Here is an 18,062-nt window from a genome sequence, read left to right as displayed (position 1 = left end):
GCGTATTCTCCCGGTCAGGGATGGCGGCGCTGTACCTCTCCACCCCGGGGCAAGGCCCCGCATGACCAAGGGAATTCTTCATATGAAGTCCGTATCGCTGATTGCAGCGGCCATTTTCGCCGCATCTTCCGTTTCCGCCATGGCCGCAGGCTATGGGTCCAGCAATTCCTATGGCGCGACCAACAAGGCCGCCAGCAACTACAATTACACCGCGCCGCAGCAGCACGCGAAGACGGCAGTGGCCTATGTCACCGACGCCGAGGGCATGTCGCTCTACTATTTCGACAACGACAATCGCGGCGTCTCGAACTGCTATGACCGCTGCGCCACCGACTGGCCGCCCTTCTATGCCGCGCCCGACGCGACCCCCTACGGCTATTTCTCCGTGATCTTGCGCCAGGACGGCGCCTACCAGTGGGCCTACAAGGGCCAGCCGCTGTACTACTGGTCCGGCGACCAGGCCCCGGGCGACCGCAATGGTGACGGCATCGGCGGCATCTGGCACATCGTGGTGAAGTAACACCGCCATCGGGTTGCCCGTCCCCAATCCAGGCAGCCCGCAGGCCGGTCCACGACCCAAGATTGTCCGGCCCCTTGCGGCAGCGCAAGGAGGCACCCCGCGCGGTCCGGTCGCGCGGGGTGTGGTGTTTGGAACCGGCGCCTGCGGCGCGCAGGGTGTTGGTGAAAAGGTCGATCATTGTCCTGCCCTCAGCAGGGGGCCGCACGGCCCGTTGGCCGTTGGGTTGAGGCAGGGAAAGACCTTTCGCACTTTCAATGAAGCTGCGACGATTTGGAATGAATTTCGCTATTATGGACGCAATTGGTGCGCGACCCGGCAGGCCGGGGGGCGGGGACCAGCCGGGGTTCAGTCGGTCAGCTCTCTCGGGGTGATGAAATCCGCGGCGCGGCCCGTGTGCGGTTCCAGATCGCGCCAGCTGTCGATGGGGAAATCCGCGACCAGCGTCGCCCCGGTGGGGTAGTCGATGAACCGCGGATGGGGCACTGGGTCGGCCAGAAGCGCCTCGGCCAGCGCGGCGATTCCGGGATTATGCGCGATCAGCAGGACACAGTGGCCCTGGGCCGCCTGCAGGGCGGACAGCAGCCGGGGCGGCTCCGCCAGGTAGAGGTCCGAATCGAGATCCGGTGCGATGTCGAGGTGCAGGCCGGCAAAGGTCTCCTGCGTGCGTTTGGCGTCCGACACCAGCGCCTGGTCGGGCAGGTGCCCTCGTTCGACAAGCCATTGCCCAAGCGCCTCGGCGCTGCGCTGACCGCGCCGGTTCAAGGGGCGGGCGTGATCGGACAGGGCAGGATCGTCCCAGGCGGATTTCGCATGCCGCATCAGGATCAGGCGCCGGCGCGGCTCTTGCTCTGTCACGTATCCCCCAGGAATTGCCGCATGTGATAGGCGGAATGTGCCGCGATCCTGCCATGGCCGACGCCCGCCGGGCAAGCACGCCGTGCCAGGCAGCCCGCCGTCAGGCAGGGGGCGCCCTCGGGCTGGCGCAGGTGGTCCTTGCAGGCGGGCACGTCGTAGCCGCCCGCGCGCCCCAGGGCGCCGACGGGGCAGGCGTCGCGGCAGTGTGCGGCGCAGCCATCGCAGGGGGAGGACAGGGGCGGCGGCACGGTGACGTCCCAAGGCAGGGCCAGGGCGCCCCGGAAGGAGGTCAGAAGGCCCATCCCGCGATGCACAAGCAGCCCGATGGGGGAGCTGTGGACCCGCCCGCTGGCCAGCGCCCAGGCGAGGAAGGGGGCGAAGGGCGGGCCGCCGAAGGGGTAGAGGGGGATCGCGTCGATCTCCTCTGCCCAGGCGCCGATCACGCGGGTCGACCAGCGGTCCATGGGGTCCGGCGCGCCGTCCTGCCATTCCGGGCTGTCGGTGAAGGCGGGCCAGAACGCCGGTTCATGGGGCGACAGCAGCAGCAGGCTGCGCGTGCCCCCGGGCAGGTCGTCGCGGACGGCACAGGCCCGGGCGTCCAGGCCGCAGGAAATCGTCAGCTGGCGGGCCTGCGCGGCCCGTTCCAGTCTGTCGAGATCCGGTGGTGCCTCAGCTGGCACGGATCAGGGAGCCGGCCCCGTGTTCGGTGAACAGCTCCAGCAGCACGGCATTGGGGGCGCGCCCGTCCAGGATGACCACCGCGCGCACGCCGCGTTCGATCGCATCCAGCGCCGTCTGGGTCTTGGGAATCATGCCGCCCGCGATGGTGCCATCTGCGGTCATGTCGCGAATCTGCTGGGCGGTCAGCGCGGTGACCACCTCGCCCGAGCCGTCCTTCACCCCCGCCACGTCGGTCAGCAGCAGCAGCCGGTCGGCGCGCAGCGCCCCCGCGATGGCGCCGGCGGCGGTGTCGCCGTTGACGTTGAAGGTCTGGCCCTCCCGGCCCATGCCGATGGGGGCGATGACCGGGATGATGTCGCTGCGGAACATCGAGTGCAGGATCGTCGTGTCCATCTCGTCCGGGGTGCCGACCAGGCCCAGTTCCGGATCGTCCTGGCGACAGACCATCAGGTTGGCATCCTTGCCGGACAGGCCCACGCCCTTGCCACCCTGGGCGTTGATCGCCTGGACGATCCGCTTGTTCACCTGACCCGACAGCACCATCTCTACGACGTCCATTGTGGCCTGGTCGGTGACCCGCTTGCCACGGACGAACTCGGATTTCACCTGCAGCTTGTCCAGCATCTCGTTGATCATCGGGCCGCCGCCATGGACGATCACCGGGTTCACGCCGACCTGCCGCATCAGCACGATGTCGCGGGCGAAATTCTCCAGCCCGTCAGCATCGGTCATGGCATGGCCGCCGAATTTCACCACCACGATGGCACCTTCGTAGCGCTGAAGGTAGGGCAGGGCCTCCGACAGGGTGCGGGCGGTGGCGATCCAGTCTTGGTTCATGGCGGTCTGCTTCTTCATGTCTCGGGCGTCCTTGGTTTCGTCGCTTGATACGCGTTGCCCGTCGCGCTGCCAAGTCCGACCCGCGCCACTGCGCGACACGAAGAGGTTTCAAGGGGGATCACGAAGGAATTTGCAGGGCAGGGTGGCAGGCGGCGGGGAATCGCCTTCGGAGCCCTGTCCCGGCGGCGCCCGATGGCCGACGCCCGTGACATTGATGCGATGTGATTGGAACTCTTCTCCGTTTCGGTGTGTTGATCCGGCGAGAGCGCCCTCTGTCGGAGGTGCGTTCGTGGCGCATGCCCGATGGGAGCGTCTCAGCAGGGACGGTCATCCCCAACCGGCCCTGAAAAGAAACGAAGGAGAAAAAGAATGCTTCGCAAAACCATGATCGCAGCAGTGGCCGTCAGCGCAGTGGCCGCCCCCGCCTTTGCAGGCTCCTACCAGCAAGCCCCCGCAGACCCGGTCGTCCCCGCACCCGCACCGGCTCCGGTCTTCTCGGGCTCCGACTGGACCGGCGCCTATGCCGGTGCCTCGCTGGGCTATGGCGATCTCGACGCCGAGCTGGGTTCCGCCAGCGAAGGTGCCGATGGCACCGTTTACGGTGTTCAGGCCGGTTACGACTACGACTTCGGCACCTTCGTGCTGGGTGGTGAACTGGACTACAGCGCAACCGATCTGGACTTCAACGGCACTGACCTCGACTCGATCACCCGTCTGAAGGTCCGCGCCGGTTACGACGCCGGTCAGACCCTGGTCTACGGTGTCGCCGGTGCCGCGCACGCCGAATCCGATCTGGGCGACGACAACGGCTGGATCCTGGGCGTTGGCGCAGACTACAAGCTGACCGACGACGTGACCGTCGGCGGCGAATACCTGTACCACCAGTTCGATGACTTCGACGACACTGGCGTCGACATCGACGGCAGCACCCTGGCGGCCCGTGTGAACTACCGCTTCTGATCCGGTCCGACCGCGATCAAAACTCTGGAAAGGCCCGGGATCTCCCGGGCCTTTTTCATGTCCGGCCCCGCGCCGGACCGGAGGCAAAGCCGCAATTTACCTCGCATTTTCAGAAAGTCTGACAGGCAAGGTTCCGCCGTCGGGCAGGGCCTGGCGTGATTTCAATGAACTTTTAGTGCGTCTGCCGTGTTGTGTTCGTGATGGAACAGTACCGCGCTCATACCACGGCCCTTGATGGGCAAGCCGTCCGGACCGCCGCGGGGCGTCTGACGCTCACGTTGTCGGTGCTTCTGCTCACGGCGGTCGCGGCACGGGGCCAGCCACTTGGTGACGATTGGACCGGCGCCTATCTCGGCGCGTCGCTTGGGGTCGCGACCTCGGCCGACGGCGATGCGCTGCGCAGCCTTCACGGCGGTTACTTGGAACAGAGGGGCGCCACCACCTACGGGGTGGAGCTTGACCTGGCGGAGACCGACATCGGCAGTCCCGCAGGCCCGGTGGACAAGATCGCCCGGGTGAAGGGGCGCCTCGGGATGGTCCGCAAGGAGGTCCATGTCTACGCCGTGGCGGGACTGGCGCACATGCAGGGCAGGTTCGGCAGCGATACAGGCGTCGTGCTGGGGGCAGGGGCGGAAACCCACCTGACGGAGCACGTGACGCTAGGCGGGGAACTGCTGCACCACCAGGTGTCGGATTTCGATGGCACCGGCGAAAGCTTCAGCATGAACACCCTGACCGGGCGGCTGAACTACCGCTTCTGAGGGGAAGCATCTGAGGTGCGATTGCGCGCTCTGGCTCAGTCCAGCCCGGCGATGATGGCGCGCAGCGTGGAAATGCCGTCGCCCTTCTCCGAAGAGGTCAGCACCAGCTCGGGGAAGGCGGCGGGATGCTTGGACAGGGCGCCGCGCACCTGGTCGAGGACCTTCTGCCGGTCCTTTTCCTTCACCTTGTCCGCCTTGGTCATGACGACCTGGAAGGTCACAGCAGCGCTGTCGAGCAGGGTCATGATTTCCTCGTCGACGGCCTTCACCCCGTGGCGCGAATCGATCAGCACGAAGGCGCGGCGCAGGGTTTGGCGGCCCTGCAGGTACTGTTTCAGCAGGCGCTGCCATTTCTCCACCACCGACAGGGGCGCATTGGCATAGCCGTAGCCCGGCAGGTCGACGAGGTAGCGTTCCTCGCCGAGGGTGAAATAGTTGATCTCCTGCGTCCGGCCCGGTGTGTTCGAGGCGCGGGCGATGCCCTTGCGGCCGGTCAGCGCGTTGATCAGGCTGGATTTGCCCACGTTGGAACGGCCGGCAAAGCAGACCTCCAGCCGGTCGGCCTCTGGCAGGCCGTTCATGGCGACCACGCCCTTGACGAAATCCACCGGTCCGGCAAACAGCAGGCGGCCCTTTTCGGCCATGTGGTCATCGGGCTCTTCGGCCAGGGGGAAGGGAAGGGGCGTCATAGCAGGACCTCCACCGGCGCGTCGGTGGCGATGGTGCCGGGGGTGACCACCTTCGCCTTCACGCCGAAATCAACATGGCCCCAGGTCCGGCGCAGGGTGCGCAGCGTCTGCACGTCGTCCTCGCCGGTCTCGGGGTTTACCTGGGTGGCGCGACAGCGGGTGATCCGCTCCACCACGTCCAGTTCGACATCGCCTAGACGGATACGGCGCCCGGGCCAGTCCAGCTCTTCCCAGGGCTCCAGCCCCGACAGCCAGATGTTGCCGCGGAAGCGGCGCGGATCCAGGGGCGTGCCGCAGGCCTCGGATAGCGCGCCCAGCGACGCGCGGCCCAGGATCGAGACGCAGGCATAGTTGGCGTCCGACATGCCCTCCGCGGGCGCCGCGATCAGCGCGCCCAGGGCAGGGCGCTCGGCGGGCCAAAGCGGGGCGAGCCAAGCCGACAGCGCCGCGCCGTCGCGGGCCGGATCAACCTCGATCTCACCCGCCGTGGGGTGACTGAGGTGGATGCGGCCATTTTCCAGCGTGCGGGCGGTGATCGCCATCAGCTGGGGACCGTAGCAGCCGCGCGCGAAGTTGCGGCAGGATTGCCAGGCGCCGGTATCCTGCGCCTGGCCGGTCAGCAGGGCCCAGGCCCGGTCACCGGGCAGGGGCCGTTCGGGCAAGAAGGCCGCGCTCTCCAGCGGCTCGGCCCCGATCCCCTTGATCGGGTGCCGCCAGATCTGCGCGACGCGTCTCATTTACTTCTTGCCCTTTGCTTCGGCCTTCTTCTTCCGGCTGAACGACGATTTGATGTTGCCGAAGACGTCGGGCTTGAACCCGTGAATCCGCATGATCGTGTACTGCTGGATGAAGGTGATCGTGTTGTTGGTGATCCAGTAGAGGACCAGGCCGCTGGCGAAGTTGCCCAGCATGAACATGAACACCCAGGGCATCCAGGCAAAGATCATTTGCTGCGCGGGGTCGGCGGGCGCCGGGTTCAGTTTCTGCTGCAGCCACATCGAGATGCCCAGCAGGATCGGCAGGACACCGAGGCTGGCGATGGCGAAGATGCTTTCCGGGCCCGGAGGGGCATAGGGCAGCAGACCGAACAGGTTCAGGATCGAGGAGGGGTCCGGCGCCGAGAGGTCGCGGATCCAGCCGATCCAGGGCTGGTGGCGCAGTTCAAGCGTGACGAAGATCACCTTGTAGAGCGAGAAGAAGATCGGGATCTGCAGAAGGATCGGCAGACAGCCCGCGGCGGGGTTCACCTTTTCCTTCTTGTAGAGCTCCATCATCTCCTTCTGAAGCTTCTGGCGGTCGTCGCCCGCCTTCTCCTTCAGCTCTTCCATGCGCGGCTGCAGTTCCTTCATCTTCGCCATGGAGGCATAGGATTTGTAGGCCAGCGGGAAGAGGATGGCCTTCAGGAAGATGGTCATCGCGATGATCGACCAGCCCATGTTGCCGATGAAGCTGTGCAGCCAGTGGATCAGCCAGAAGATCGGCTTGGTGATGAAGAAGAACCAGCCCCAGTCGATCGAGTCGAAGAAGCGGGTGACGCCGGCGTCCTCGTAATCCTTGATCGTCTCGCCTTCCTTGGCGCCGGCAAACAGCTGCGTTTCGACCGAGACGGTCTCGCCGGGTGCGGCCTCGACGGTCTCCAGCACGGTCTCGGTCTGGTAGATGTCGGGGCTGGGGTAGTATTTCGCGGTCGAGCGGAAGGGGCGGTCGCCGGGGATCAGCGTCGCCATCCAGTAGTGGTCGGTGAAGCCGATCCAGCCGCTTTCGGCGACGTCGATGCGTTCCGCCGGAGTGCCTTCGCGGGGGTCGACGTCGTAGTCGGCCAGGTCATCGTATCCGGCTTCTTCCAGCTCGCCGTCGGACATGCGTACCAGGCCTTCGTGGACGACGAAGAAGTTCTGCAGGTCGGAGGGTTCGCCGTGGCGGCGCAGCAGGCCGTAGGGGCGCAGGCTGACGGCGCTGTCGTTGGTGTTCTCCACCGACTGGCTGACCTGGAACATGAACTTGTCGTCGACGCTGTAGGTCTGGCGGAAGATCAGGCCCTGGCCGTTGTCCCAGGACAGGGTCACGGGGGTGTCGGGCGTCAGGACATCGCCGCTTTCCAGCGACCACAGGGTGTCGGCGCCGGGCACGGCCTCCGGGTCGGCATTGGTGCCGGCGATCCAGCCGTAAAGGGCGTAGTAGCCTTCGGGCTCGCTCTGCGGGCGCAGCAGGGTGACCTCGGGGGAGTCGTCGGACAGTTCGACGTGGTAATCCTTCAGCTGAAGGTCGTCGATACGGCCGCCGCCCAGCGAGATCGAACCGGCCAGGCTGGGCGTGTCGATGGTGACGCGCGGCGCTTCGGCCTCTGCCTCGGCGGCGGGGGCCTCGGTCTGGGCCGTGGCGACGCCGTCGCCGCCCGGGCCAAGCGCGCCGTCTGCGCTGCCGCTGGTCGTCGGCGCACCCGCGGTGCCCTCAACCTGGGTCTGCTCCTCGGCGGTCTCGATGCCGGGGGCCTGTTCCTCTGGCGGGAAAAGAAGGAACCAGACAAGGACAACGATGAAGCTGAGCACCGTGGCCAGGATGAGGTTCTTGTTCTGATCGTCCATCGCGCTGCGCCACCCTTGGTCGTTGCAATATTCGGAAATTCGGTCTTGGGCGTTCAACCTGTCACCGGGCCAAAGGTCAAGGGGCTTCCCTCTTTTACAGGGCCAAGGGTCGCGGGGTTGTGTGCGGGAAACGGCGCGTTGCGGGCGGCAGATGGGTCATCTGGCGGCAGTCGGGAGGGAGGCTGCACCGGAGCCATGGTCCTCTGTGGGGGTGGCCGCGGCTCTGACGGGGGAGCTGAGGCCAATCCACCCGGCTGATGCGACGCAGGGGCGCGATCAGATCCGGTGCAGACGTAGGGCCTTGGCGCGCGCTGGTCAGCCGCTTCGGCGGCCGAACTTCGGCGCCTCGGTCAGGCCGGCGTGATAGGCGCGCATCCATTCGGTGGTCTGGTCGAAAGGCATCGGCCGGGCGATTTCATACCCCTGGACGTGGTCGCACCCCAGTTGCGCCAGCATCGCGTGTTCGCCCGGCGTCTCCACCCCCTCGGCCAGGGTCGTCAGGCCCAGCCGTTCGGCCATGGTCAGGATCGCGGCCACCATGCGCTGTTGCTCGATGTCGCGGTCGACCTTCATCACGAAGCTGCGGTCGATCTTCAGCCGCTCGACCGAGAAGCGTCGGATGGAGGAGATGGAGGCATGGCCGGTGCCGAAATCATCCAGGTCGATGCGGCAGCCCATCTTGGCCAGCCCGTTGATATTGCGTGAAATCACATCTTCGGGGGAGGCGGCCACCACGGTTTCCAGCACCTCGACCGTCAGCCGCCCCGGCGTCAGCCCATAGCGGTCCAGCTGCCAGCGGATCTTCTCGACCAGCTGGGGATTCATCAGCTCATCATTGGCGAAGTTTACGCCGACCTGGGGCACGTTCACCCCGGCCTCGTCCCAGCGACGCAGCGCGATCAGGGATTGCACCAGCATCAGGTCGCCCAGCCGTTCCATCAGCCCGACCTGCTGCACCATCGGCAGGAACTCCGCCGGGGAAATCATGCCGCGCTGCGGGTGGCACCAGCGCGCCAGCGCCTCGAAGCCGGTGACCAGTCCGGTATCGGTCGACACCTGCGGCTGAAAGAAGGGTAGGATCTGGCCTGCCTCCATCGCCGTCTCGATCTCATCCGCCGGAATGGGGCCCGTCCGCCGACGTCCCTGCATGTCGACAGAGAAGGAGCGGATGGCCGAGGGGGCGAACCGCCCGGCCTCGCGCAGGGCGGTGTCCGCCGCGGTCAGCAGCGAGGCCCCGCTGGGTTGCGGGCTGCGGGTGCCCAGGCAGAACCCGATCGAACAGGAGAGGTAGACCGTGGTCGCATCCAGCGACAGCGGTTCCTCCACCGCGGCCTGCAGGCGCGAGGCCAGCTGTATCGCCGCCTCCAGGTCCAGCTGGGTTACGGGGCCCACGGCGATGCCGTACCGGGCCTCGCCCAGACGGCAGAGCGTATCGTCATCGCGCAGAGCGCCACGCAGCCGCGTGGCGATTCGATACTGAGCGTCATCGGCGGCGGCGGGCCCGTAGCGGTCGCGATAGGCGTCGAAGTCGTCCAGTTGCAGCAGCAGGCAGGCGGTCTTGCTGATGGCGCCCTCACGCGCTTGCAGGGCATGGTCCAGCGTCCGTTCCAGGCTGTCGCGCAGGGGCAGGCCGGTGACCGGATCGCGCGGATTGCCCGCTGGGCGCGGCGCCGGGTCGGACCCGGCGAAACTGTAGAAGACCGGCAGCAGCAGGGCCGTCAGGATCAGCGCCGCCTCCCCGGCGACCCAGAAGGCGGTCAGGCAGATCGCGGGCAGCACGGCCACCAGCTGCGGGCCGCACAGGGCCCGACGTAACCGCGCTCGAACGCGTCCGACGTCTTTAGCCCTGATCCCCGGCATTGCAGGTCATCCCATGTGTCATGGGCGGTGACGCTACGTCCAGAAGTTCAATAGCGGCTTAACGCAGGCTGGGAATCGAATCTTCTTCCTGGGGTGCGGCGCCCAGGGTCAGGCCGGCGAAATCGAACAGCTTCGGGTCCAGCAGGTGCGAGGGGCGCGCGTTCATCAGCGCGCGGAACATCACCTGCCGCCGTCCGGGGCTGTTCTTTTCCCAGCCGTCGAGGATCTGTTTCACCTGCTGGCGTTGCAGCCCGTCCTGGCTGCCGCAGAGGTCGCAGGGAATGATCGGATAGTTCATCGCGGTGGCGAATTTCTCGCAATCCGCCTCGGCCACATGGGCCAGGGGACGATAGAGGAACAGGTCGCCTTCCTCGTTCACCAGCTTCGGCGGCATGGTCGCCAGGCGCCCGCCGTGGAAGAGGTTCATGAAAAACGTCTCAAGGATGTCGTCCCGGTGATGGCCCAGAACCACCGCCGAACAACCCTCTTCCCGTGCGATACGGTAGAGGTTGCCGCGCCGCAGCCGAGAACACAGCGCGCAGAAGGTGCGGCCCTGGGGAATCTTGTCCATGACCACAGAATAGGTGTCCTGGTATTCGATCCGGTGCGGCACGCCCATCTTTTCCAGGAACTCGGGCAGGACGGTGGCCGGGAAACCCGGCTGCCCCTGGTCGAGGTTGCAGGCCAGCAGGTCAACGGGCAGCAGGCCGCGCCACTTCAGCTCATGCAGGACCGCCAGCAGGGTATAGCTGTCCTTGCCGCCCGACAGGCAGACCAGCCAGCGCGCGCCGGGTTCGATCATACCGTATTGTTCGATCGCCTCGCGTGTGTAGCGCACAATCCTTTTGCGCAGCTTCCGAAACTCGGTGCTTTGCGGGGCGCCGTGGAACAGCGGGTGGATTTCGTCACATTCATCACGCATGCTCGGCCCATAGATCGTTTCGTGTAAGCGGACAAGGGCGGGGTGCGTCATGGGCTGGCTAGGGCGTCTTTTCGGAAGGAAACAGGTCGGACGGAAACAGGGCCGTGCGCCGGAGCGTCCGGCGGATGCCGCGCCGCTGGTGGCCGATCCCGCGCTGGTCAGCGCACCGCCCAACCCGCGGCTTGCCGAGGCGGAGGTGCCGTCGTCCGACGCCCCCGCCGCATTGCCCCCCGACATCCTGGCCGAGATCGAGGCGCTGGCGCAGCCGACCATCCGCCTGGTGCCGCAGCCCGGCGCGCCGGTGCCGGACGGGCCGGTGTCGTCCCTCGGCGGGCGGCCCAGCTTGCCCGAGGGCATGGACTGGCCCGAGGACAACGGGCGGCCCATGCTGTTTCTCGCCCAGATCAACTATGCCGAGATGCCGCCGCTCGATGACTATCCCACGTCCGGCCTGCTGTCGGTCTTCGTGGCCGCGGGGGAAGCCCATGGCTGCGCCTTCCCCTCTTTCGACCAGGCCGGGTTCCGCAGTCTCTACTTGGAGGATCCCTCGATTTGCCGGCGCCGTGATCCGCCGGATGCGCCGCAGGGGCCGGACCCGCTGGGCGCTGCCCTGCGCGCCGAGGGCGCGGTGCTGACCGGCGAGGCGGTGCAGGACCTGCCCGGTGCCGCACTGCGCGAGGTGGCGGCCTTGCAGAAAGCCTGGGCCGAGGCGGGCCGGGAGGTGGACGAGGCGGCCCTGGACCGTGTGCTGGAGGCGGGCCGCGCGGGCGCGATCACCTATGGCGGCTACCCCGTCTTCGCCCAGGGCGACGTACGGACGGGCCGGCAGCGGTTCCATGCGAAGGTCCTGCTGCAACTGGGGCGTCTGGGGGCGGGGGACCTCGCGGTCAGCTTCGGGGATGGCGGGGCGGCGAATATCCTCGTCAAGCCCAAGGACCTTGGTCCCCGGCGCTTCGACCAGGCGCTGTATCACTACGACAGCTACTAGTCCGGCAGGCGGCGGGCGCCTGGGCTTACCGCTCGGGGCCGCTGTCCTCGTCACGCGCGGCGGCGTCATGGTCGTGGGAATGCCGGTCGCTTCGCGGGGGCGGCACGTCGTCCACCCCCATGTCGCCCCAAGGGTGACAACGGGCGACCCGGCGCAGGGACAGCCAGAACCCGCGCAGGGCGCCGTGCTTTTCCAGCGCTTCCAGGATGTAGGCGGAGCAGGTGGGGTCGTAGCGGCAATTGTGCCCGACCCAGGGGGAGAAGATCAGCCGGTAGGCCCGGATCGGCTGCGCCAGCACCCAGGCCGCCGGGCTGAGGCGGCGGCCGCTCATCCCCGCGCGCCGTCCTTGCGCGGGGGCTTCGGTCGCGGCGCGCGCTCGGCGTGCAGCCGTTCCAATGCGCGGACCAGGTCCCGCTTCAGCAGCTCGAAGGGGCGGGCGGCGGTTTCGTCCTTGCGGCCAATCAGAACGTAGTCCCAGCCGGGGTGGCCCTGGAGAGGCAGCACGGCGCGCGCGGCTTCGCGCATCCGGCGCTTGGCGCGGTTGCGGGCCACGGCATTGCCGACCTTCTTGGAGCAGGTGAAGCCAACGCGGATCGCCTCCGGCGCCTCGGGCTCATCCTCGGCCCGGCAACGGGCCTGCACCATCATCGACCCGGCGCCCTGACGGCGGGCGCGGGCGGCGGCCAGGAACTGGGACCGCTTGGCGAGGATCTTCAGCGCGGGGGCGGGGGTGTCGGGCATTACGGTGTCGGGCGTGGCGGTATCGGAGGCAGGACCCGCGCACGACGAAACCGCCGAGGCCGTTGCCCTCTGCGCCTGTTCGGCGATGTCGGGCGTGACCTTCGGCGGTGTCATGATCTTGCGACCTGTCTGCCTGGAATGCGGCTCCGGAGACCGGGGCCGCCGGGCGTCAAGCGAGGAACGGGCAATCGTCCGGTCGGCGCGGAAGGTCCGCGCCGGCAGCGATCACGCGCTCAGCGACTTGCGGCCGCGGGCGCGGCGGGCGTTCAGGATCTTGCGACCGGCCTTGGTGGCCATGCGGGCGCGGAAACCGTGGCGCCGCTTGCGGACCAGGTTCGAAGGTTGGTAGGTGCGTTTCATCGCTCCGTCTCCGTTTCTATTCCCGCGGTGGCAACCGGGGTTTCTGTTCAGATGCACGGCGGCGATGCCGGGAGGCCAGGGGCCTGCGCGATACCGACGCGATGCTGCACGGGTTCGTTCCGGGAATCGGCCCGGCCCCGCTGGTGTTCGAAGCCCGTGCTATAAGAACGCCCGCCCGCCTTGTCAAACCCATCCGCCCCGAAGCCGGGGTTTTTCTGCCGCGATAGGGTCGGATCGGGGGCCGGACCAGGGGGCGAACCGGCGCGATCGGCACTTTTCACCATGACATTGCCGCCTGCACTGGGAAATTGTCACGCAAGGCCCTAGTTTCAGGGCAGTTATTGATCCAATTGCGGCCCCGGCCGCCATGCCGGGCCGGAGGTGACCGCCCCTGATGTTCCGTTCGCTTTCCGGACGCGTGCTGATCCTGACCGGGATCTTCGTCATTCTGGCGGAGGTGCTGATCCTCGTGCCATCGGTTGCGCAATTCCGGCAGGACTACCTGATCTCGCGTCTCGAACGCGCGCAGATCGCTTCTCTGACCCTGCTCGCGGATGACATGATTCCCGAGGACCTGGAAGAGGAGCTGCTGCGCAATGCCGGCGTCTACAACGTCGTGCTGCGCCGCGACGAGGCGCGCCAGCTGGTGCTGTCCTCGCCGGTGCCGGGACCTGTCGTGGACACCTTCGACCTGCGCGACCCGACCATGAGCGAACTGGTCCGCGAGGCGTTGCTGACCTTCTTCGAACACGGGGACGAGGTGATCCGGGTGATCGGCAACCCGGTGCGCGAGGCCGGCCTGCTGATCGAGGTCACCATGCCCACGGCGCCCCTGCGCGCGGCCATGGTCGAATACATGCGCTACATGGTGATGATCTCGACCCTCTTCTCGGTCTCCACCGCGCTTCTTCTGTTCATCGCCGTGCGGTCCTTCATCCTGCGGCCGATGAAACGGGTGATCGGCCACATGCGCGCCTACGCCCAGGACCCGGAGGACGGGCGGCGCATCATCACGCCCTCGGCCTCGGTCTCGGACATCCGCGACGCGGAAGAAGCCCTGCACGAGATGGAGACGCAGCTGACCAGCGCCCTGCGCCAGAAGGAACGCCTGGCGCAGCTGGGCTCTGCCGTGGCCAAGATCAGCCACGACCTGCGCAACATCCTGACCTCGACCCAGCTTTTCGCGGACCGGCTGGAGGCCTCCGACGATCCCACGGTGAAGCGCCTGGCGCCCAAGGTGGTGAACTCGGTCAGCCGGGCGGTGAACCTCTGCGAGGCGACCCTGGCCTTCGGCCGCGCCGAGGAACCCGCGCCGCGCCTCAGCCTGCTGTCTCTGGCTGACGTGGTGGGAGACGTGATCGACGGCGAGCGGCTGGCCGTGGCGGAGGAGGCCGACATTTCCTTTGCGGAGGACGTGCCGGCCAGCCTGCGCCTGCGCGCCGACCCCGAACAGTTGCACCGCGTCTTGGCCAACCTGGTGCGCAATGCCCGCCAAGCGCTGGAGGCCACGGGCCGCGCGGGCGAGATCGCCGTGTCGGCCGAGGAAAGCGACAGCCAGTGGCTGATCCGCATTTCCGACACCGGCCCCGGCCTGCCGCCCAAGGCGCAGGAGCATCTGTTCACCCCCTTCACCGGTGGCGCGCGCAAGGGCGGCACCGGCCTGGGCCTGGCCATCGCCGCCGAGCTGCTGCGCGGCCATGGCGGGCGTCTGGACCTGGAACGCACCGGGCCCGAGGGCACGATCTTCCTCATCTGCCTGCCGAAGGAGGTCGGGCAGGTGGCCGAGAATTCCGCCGCTGCGGGCGATGCGCCTGCATGACAAGGGCTTTGGCTCGGGGGCGGACGCGGATGCGAAAAACTTGTCACGAAAATTTCGATTTTTCGCTTGCACCCCTCCGGCCTCAACTGTAGATCACGCCCCACGACGCACCGGTAGCTCAGCTGGATAGAGTACCTGACTACGAATCAGGGGGTCGGGGGTTCGAATCCTCCCCGGTGCGCCACTTCCCCTAAAATATCCAGCTGGAACTGACGCTTACGGAATTTTTCCCACTTTAGCGGATATCTGTTCCCACGTTCGATTTTCGTTCCTGCCCCATCACGGCCCGTCTCCGGTCGGCCAGGCGGCAGTAATGCTCGGCTTCCTTAAGGGTCTGCCAACCGCCCCAGCTCATGATCTGATGTGCCGAGGCTCCGCCCTCGGCTAGAGCGATTCCGCGGCTCTTTCTCAGGCCGTGGGCCGACTTCTCGACGCCGGCGGCGCGCGCCCATTCTCGCATTCGATTCCCCAGGCCCTTCTCCGACCTCGATGCGCCCGCCTCCGTGGCGAGGAATGTTGCCTGGCGCAGGTTGGTTGCGGCAACAGCCTCCAGCAGCAGGTCGCGCTCCCAGGCGAAGGGCTGGGCATATGGGGGCAGGGCGGCGGTCCAGGGCATGAAGGCCGGGGCCTTCACCTTCGATTGCCGAAACACCATCACTCCATCGCGGTCGACGTGGCCAGGGCCGATAGACACAGCGTCGATCAGGCGGAAGCCCGTCCAGGAAATCACCTCGAAGCAAAGGCGCGGCGTTGTCCCGATGGGCCAGCGTTCGCGATAGGCTTCCTTCTCATCATCGGTCCAGTGCGGATGTCCGTCCGACTTCACTCGGCGGGGCGGGCGGACACCGATGGTCGGGTCCGCGCGAATGACACCTGTATCGAGGCCGTGCTGCGCCCAGAAGCGCCAGGTCTTCAGTCGATCGTGGGGGGAGGCGGCCTCGGCCACGTTCTTTCGGACGTGGTAGTCGCGCAAACCGCCGGCGGGCGCCGCGCCAACCTCGTCGCTGATCTGGCCAAGGTGGCGCCGCAGGGTTGCCTGATAGCCCTCGGAGAGGGTGCTGAAGTACTTGCTGCGCAGGGAGCCATCTGCCACGGCCGCGATGCTTCCAGGACCGTTGCGGCTCTGGACGGGGCCGCTGTTCTCCGCAAGAGCCTTGGCGTAGGCTTCCAGGAACTCTGGGCTGTCCAGGGCGCAGTCCGACGGTAGCTTCGCGACATTCGTTTGCCGGATCCGGAGGTAGCGATATTCGCGATCGCCGCGGCGCTTCACCACTAGCCCCTTTAGCTCTACGTTCCGAATGCTTGATCGCATGCGTTCCTGCTCTCGTCTTCAGGTTCGTTCAGGTGGGCGCTGATCGCATCCAGCTGCGTTCGTACCATACCCTCATAGGGAAGGTGGTCTGCGAAGGCATCGAGGTCGGCGCGGTCGTAGACCCGTTTGCCGCCCAGCTCGCGCCGGCGCAGGCTGAGGTTTCGGAGCATGGACACGGATACGCCAAGATAGTGTGCGGCCTGCGGCGCAGGCATCAGCCGGGGTGCAAAATCGCGAGTTGCTGCCATGGTGGTTGCTCCTTTCAGGCCGCCGGCGGCTTGGCCTTCGGGATCTCGATCCAGATCCCGAAACCAATGCCGTAGCGGAATGCGTCATCCTGTGAGCCGAAGAACGCATAGGCGATCCGCCCCGCCTTGGCGGGCTTCATGCCGGCGGACATGAGGTCAAGGAAGGTTTCCAATGCCTGTTCTTCATCCGGCTGCATGGGGTGCTTCTTGCCCGGGCCGCTCGTGGGGAGCCAATCGAGGAACCCGCGAGAACGCATCTCTGTGACGATCTCAGGGCGAAAGCCTTTGCGTATTGCGACATCGCGCGGGCTTGGGGGGTGCTGCTTATCAGGCATGGGTCTTGTCTCCTGCTTGCGTCGACTGGGCGCTGCGTGTCGTCCGCCAGAGCGGGCGCAGCATCGCGTTTGTCTCAACCATGATGGCGCGACAGACGCGGCGCATGGCCGGGCTGTCGCTGCTGTCGGCGTGTCGCTGCGCGCGGGCGCGCAAGGCGTTGAGCTGCTGAAGCTTCCGAGTGGCGTTGCTCATGCCACGTCCTCCTTCTCAGCCAGCTGCCCGCAGTTCGCCTTCACGACCGCAGCCGCCACGGGCGGACAGACAGAGTTCCCGACGCAGCTGACCTGGGTGTTCTTGGTGAAGCTGCGCCAGTCCCACGCACCGTTATCGTCCTGCGCCCAGACGCCCTCGATCACGTAGTCGGTGGGGAAGCCCTGGGCGGTGAAGAGCTCGCGCGGGGTGAGCATCCGCATGCCGATGTCGGCGATGACGTAGCGGGTGCCGGCGATGTCGAGGGTGACCAGGTCGCCGCCGTCCCAGGCGCCATGGGCGCGCAGGAAGGCGGCCACTTCGCGGGCGCGGGCCTCATGCGCGGCGGTGAAGGGCGGGGCCTGGAGGGCGGCCTGCATGTGGGCCATCCGGTCCTTCACGGTGATCGTGTGGCACGGCGCATTGGTGCGGGCGCCGTCCCCGGTGCCGTAGTACTTGGCAAAGAAGGTGGCGACGACCGCGTGCTGGACGCCGCGCCCGGTGATGGTGCCCAGGGGATCGGTTAGCGGGTATTCCCGCCGCCCGCCGCTGTCGCCATGGGCGATGCTGGCGAGGCAGGGCGCCACAACGCCAAGCGGCGCGGCACCGCCCGGGCGCTTCACCCAGCTGTTGGCCGTGATGGTCGGGGCCGGGGTGCGCAGGTCGGCGCCCGTCGCGCCGGTGTTGAAGCGGGTGAGGCTGGGCGCCAGCAGGGCGCTGTGACCGCCACCGGCCAGCACGGTCGGGTGCGGGGCGGCGAGAGTGCTGTCGCGGCGGTCCGTGCCCTTGAGGGACAGGAGATTGGGCGCCACGGCGGCCTTCTCGCCGCGACGCGCGGCGGTGATGGTTCGGAATGGCTCCTCCGCCGCCTCCACCCGCCCACCGTGGGTGAGGTTGACCAGGAAGGGCGCCTCGGCCTCCAACACGTAGCGGGCGACGCCGCGGGCAATCCGGGCCAGCGTGTTGTCGGCCAGGGGGCGCACGGCCCGCAGGCCGAGCGCCTCCCGGATCTCCTCGGCGCTGTCGAAGATCGAAGGGCAGGGGGTCGACCAGTCGATGCACTCGGCCGCCGTGCGCCAGGGCTGCAGCGCGCCCGCGATCACGCGGGGATCGTCCGGCGCCCCGTGGGTCGGGACGGGCCAGACAATCGGCTGGCCGTCAAAGCGGATGATGACGAAGAGCCGCTTGCGGATCGTCGGGGCGCCATAGTCGCAGGCCCGGAGCTCGCGCGTCTCCATCTGGCCGCCGAGACGCCGGATGGCCTTGCGCCACTTGTCGAAGGTCTCGCCCCGGCGCTGCGGGCAGGGCATCGGCCCGCGCGGGGTCTCGATGACCGGCCCCCAGGTCTTCCACTCTTCGACGTTCTCCATGATGACCACGTCCACCTGGCCGCCGCTCT

General features: G+C 67.4%; 21 protein-coding genes and 1 tRNA gene. 6 read left to right on the top strand and 16 right to left on the bottom strand.

The window, feature by feature from the left end; translation table 11 throughout:
* Window positions 1–82 precede the first annotated feature (82 nt).
* Window positions 83–520, top strand: coding sequence for a COG4315 family predicted lipoprotein (locus tag CVM50_RS20730; RefSeq protein WP_085890202.1), 438 nt, complete (start codon window positions 83–85; stop codon window positions 518–520).
* Window positions 521–865: 345 nt separating this feature from the next.
* On the opposite strand, the gene CVM50_RS20725 is transcribed toward CVM50_RS20730, so the two are convergent.
* From CVM50_RS20725 to argB, 3 genes are read right to left on the bottom strand one after another with little or no spacing between them, the layout of a single operon-like run.
* Window positions 866–1,375 (bottom strand): SixA phosphatase family protein, encoded by a 510-nt coding sequence (locus tag CVM50_RS20725; RefSeq protein WP_232618330.1) that lies wholly within the window; start codon window positions 1,373–1,375, stop codon window positions 866–868.
* Window positions 1,372–2,055, bottom strand: coding sequence for a ferredoxin (locus tag CVM50_RS20720; protein ID WP_085890201.1), 684 nt, complete (start codon window positions 2,053–2,055; stop codon window positions 1,372–1,374). The genes CVM50_RS20725 and CVM50_RS20720 overlap by 4 nt, the downstream gene beginning before the upstream one ends.
* The gene (gene argB, locus CVM50_RS20715; RefSeq protein WP_085890200.1) at window positions 2,045–2,911 is read right to left on the bottom strand and encodes an acetylglutamate kinase; all 867 of its coding nucleotides are present in this window, start codon (window positions 2,909–2,911) and stop codon (window positions 2,045–2,047) included. The genes CVM50_RS20720 and argB overlap by 11 nt, the downstream gene beginning before the upstream one ends.
* A gap of 351 nt (window positions 2,912–3,262) precedes the next feature.
* Here argB and CVM50_RS20710 point away from each other — a divergent pair, with 351 nt between their 5' ends.
* Window positions 3,263–3,853 carry an outer membrane protein gene (locus CVM50_RS20710; RefSeq protein ID WP_085890199.1) on the top strand — a complete coding sequence of 197 codons (591 nt, stop codon included), beginning with the start codon at window positions 3,263–3,265 and terminating at the stop codon, window positions 3,851–3,853.
* A gap of 200 nt (window positions 3,854–4,053) precedes the next feature.
* Window positions 4,054–4,614 (top strand): outer membrane protein, encoded by a 561-nt coding sequence (locus CVM50_RS20705; protein ID WP_085890198.1) that lies wholly within the window; start codon window positions 4,054–4,056, stop codon window positions 4,612–4,614.
* A gap of 35 nt (window positions 4,615–4,649) precedes the next feature.
* On the opposite strand, the gene yihA is transcribed toward CVM50_RS20705, so the two are convergent.
* The 5 genes from yihA to ttcA all read right to left on the bottom strand — a co-directional run bounded on the left by yihA (window position 4,650) and on the right by ttcA (window position 10,670).
* Window positions 4,650–5,303, bottom strand: a complete 654-nt coding sequence (gene yihA, locus CVM50_RS20700) for a ribosome biogenesis GTP-binding protein YihA/YsxC (protein ID WP_085890197.1) — start codon at window positions 5,301–5,303, stop codon at window positions 4,650–4,652.
* On the bottom strand, window positions 5,300–6,040 hold the full coding sequence (locus CVM50_RS20695) for an MOSC domain-containing protein (protein ID WP_085890196.1): 741 nt from the start codon (window positions 6,038–6,040) through the stop codon (window positions 5,300–5,302). The genes yihA and CVM50_RS20695 overlap by 4 nt, the downstream gene beginning before the upstream one ends.
* Window positions 6,041–7,888 carry a membrane protein insertase YidC gene (gene yidC, locus CVM50_RS20690; RefSeq protein WP_085890195.1) on the bottom strand — a complete coding sequence of 616 codons (1,848 nt, stop codon included), beginning with the start codon at window positions 7,886–7,888 and terminating at the stop codon, window positions 6,041–6,043. It abuts the gene before it with no gap.
* Window positions 7,889–8,203: 315 nt separating this feature from the next.
* On the bottom strand, window positions 8,204–9,673 hold the full coding sequence (locus tag CVM50_RS20685; RefSeq protein ID WP_332835665.1) for a putative bifunctional diguanylate cyclase/phosphodiesterase: 1,470 nt from the start codon (window positions 9,671–9,673) through the stop codon (window positions 8,204–8,206).
* Between the two features lie 133 nt (window positions 9,674–9,806).
* Window positions 9,807–10,670 (bottom strand): tRNA 2-thiocytidine(32) synthetase TtcA, encoded by an 864-nt coding sequence (gene ttcA, locus CVM50_RS20680; RefSeq protein ID WP_085890241.1) that lies wholly within the window; start codon window positions 10,668–10,670, stop codon window positions 9,807–9,809.
* A 49-nt stretch (window positions 10,671–10,719) separates the two neighbouring features.
* Between ttcA and CVM50_RS20675 the strand changes: the two genes are divergently transcribed.
* On the top strand, window positions 10,720–11,658 hold the full coding sequence (locus tag CVM50_RS20675) for a YwqG family protein (protein ID WP_085890193.1): 939 nt from the start codon (window positions 10,720–10,722) through the stop codon (window positions 11,656–11,658).
* 25 nt (window positions 11,659–11,683) lie between these two features.
* Here the strand turns inward: CVM50_RS20675 and yidD are convergent, their stop codons facing one another.
* The 3 genes from yidD to rpmH all read right to left on the bottom strand — a co-directional run bounded on the left by yidD (window position 11,684) and on the right by rpmH (window position 12,759).
* Entirely contained in the window at window positions 11,684–11,989 is a 306-nt protein-coding gene (yidD, locus tag CVM50_RS20670) for a membrane protein insertion efficiency factor YidD (protein WP_085890192.1), read from the bottom strand.
* Window positions 11,986–12,513, bottom strand: a complete 528-nt coding sequence (gene rnpA / locus CVM50_RS20665) for a ribonuclease P protein component (protein ID WP_085890191.1) — start codon at window positions 12,511–12,513, stop codon at window positions 11,986–11,988. The genes yidD and rnpA overlap by 4 nt, the downstream gene beginning before the upstream one ends.
* Before the next feature lie 111 nt (window positions 12,514–12,624).
* Window positions 12,625–12,759: a 50S ribosomal protein L34 gene (rpmH, locus tag CVM50_RS20660; RefSeq protein ID WP_005980833.1), complete on the bottom strand. Its 135-nt coding sequence runs from the start codon at window positions 12,757–12,759 to the stop codon at window positions 12,625–12,627.
* A 394-nt stretch (window positions 12,760–13,153) separates the two neighbouring features.
* Between rpmH and CVM50_RS20655 the strand changes: the two genes are divergently transcribed.
* Together CVM50_RS20655 and CVM50_RS20650 are read left to right on the top strand one after the other, a co-directional pair.
* Window positions 13,154–14,578, top strand: a complete 1,425-nt coding sequence (locus CVM50_RS20655; RefSeq protein WP_085890190.1) for a sensor histidine kinase — start codon at window positions 13,154–13,156, stop codon at window positions 14,576–14,578.
* A gap of 107 nt (window positions 14,579–14,685) precedes the next feature.
* Window positions 14,686–14,762: transfer RNA gene (locus CVM50_RS20650), tRNA-Arg, on the top strand.
* 51 nt (window positions 14,763–14,813) lie between these two features.
* Here CVM50_RS20650 and CVM50_RS20645 read toward each other — a convergent pair.
* The 5 genes from CVM50_RS20645 to CVM50_RS20625 form a co-directional block, all read right to left on the bottom strand.
* Window positions 14,814–15,848, bottom strand: a complete 1,035-nt coding sequence (locus tag CVM50_RS20645; protein WP_157792260.1) for a tyrosine-type recombinase/integrase — start codon at window positions 15,846–15,848, stop codon at window positions 14,814–14,816.
* Between the two features lie 17 nt (window positions 15,849–15,865).
* Complete coding sequence (locus CVM50_RS20640) at window positions 15,866–16,138, bottom strand: helix-turn-helix domain-containing protein (RefSeq protein WP_143515672.1); 273 nt, start codon at window positions 16,136–16,138, stop codon at window positions 15,866–15,868.
* Between the two features lie 14 nt (window positions 16,139–16,152).
* Window positions 16,153–16,473 (bottom strand): hypothetical protein, encoded by a 321-nt coding sequence (locus CVM50_RS21650; RefSeq protein ID WP_143515671.1) that lies wholly within the window; start codon window positions 16,471–16,473, stop codon window positions 16,153–16,155.
* Window positions 16,466–16,666: a hypothetical protein gene (locus tag CVM50_RS20630; RefSeq protein WP_085890187.1), complete on the bottom strand. Its 201-nt coding sequence runs from the start codon at window positions 16,664–16,666 to the stop codon at window positions 16,466–16,468. Before CVM50_RS20630 ends, CVM50_RS21650 begins: the two co-directional genes overlap by 8 nt.
* On the bottom strand, window positions 16,663–18,062 hold a 1,400-nt coding region (locus tag CVM50_RS20625; RefSeq protein WP_232618329.1), incomplete at its 5' end, for a DNA cytosine methyltransferase. The genes CVM50_RS20630 and CVM50_RS20625, both read right to left, overlap by 4 nt.

Source organism: Pseudooceanicola marinus, from assembly GCF_002786295.1.
In the GTDB taxonomy this organism is placed as follows: domain Bacteria; phylum Pseudomonadota; class Alphaproteobacteria; order Rhodobacterales; family Rhodobacteraceae; genus Pseudooceanicola; species Pseudooceanicola marinus.
The sequence above is the reverse complement of the archived record's forward strand: the minus strand, read 5'-3'. Positions and strand labels throughout refer to the sequence as shown.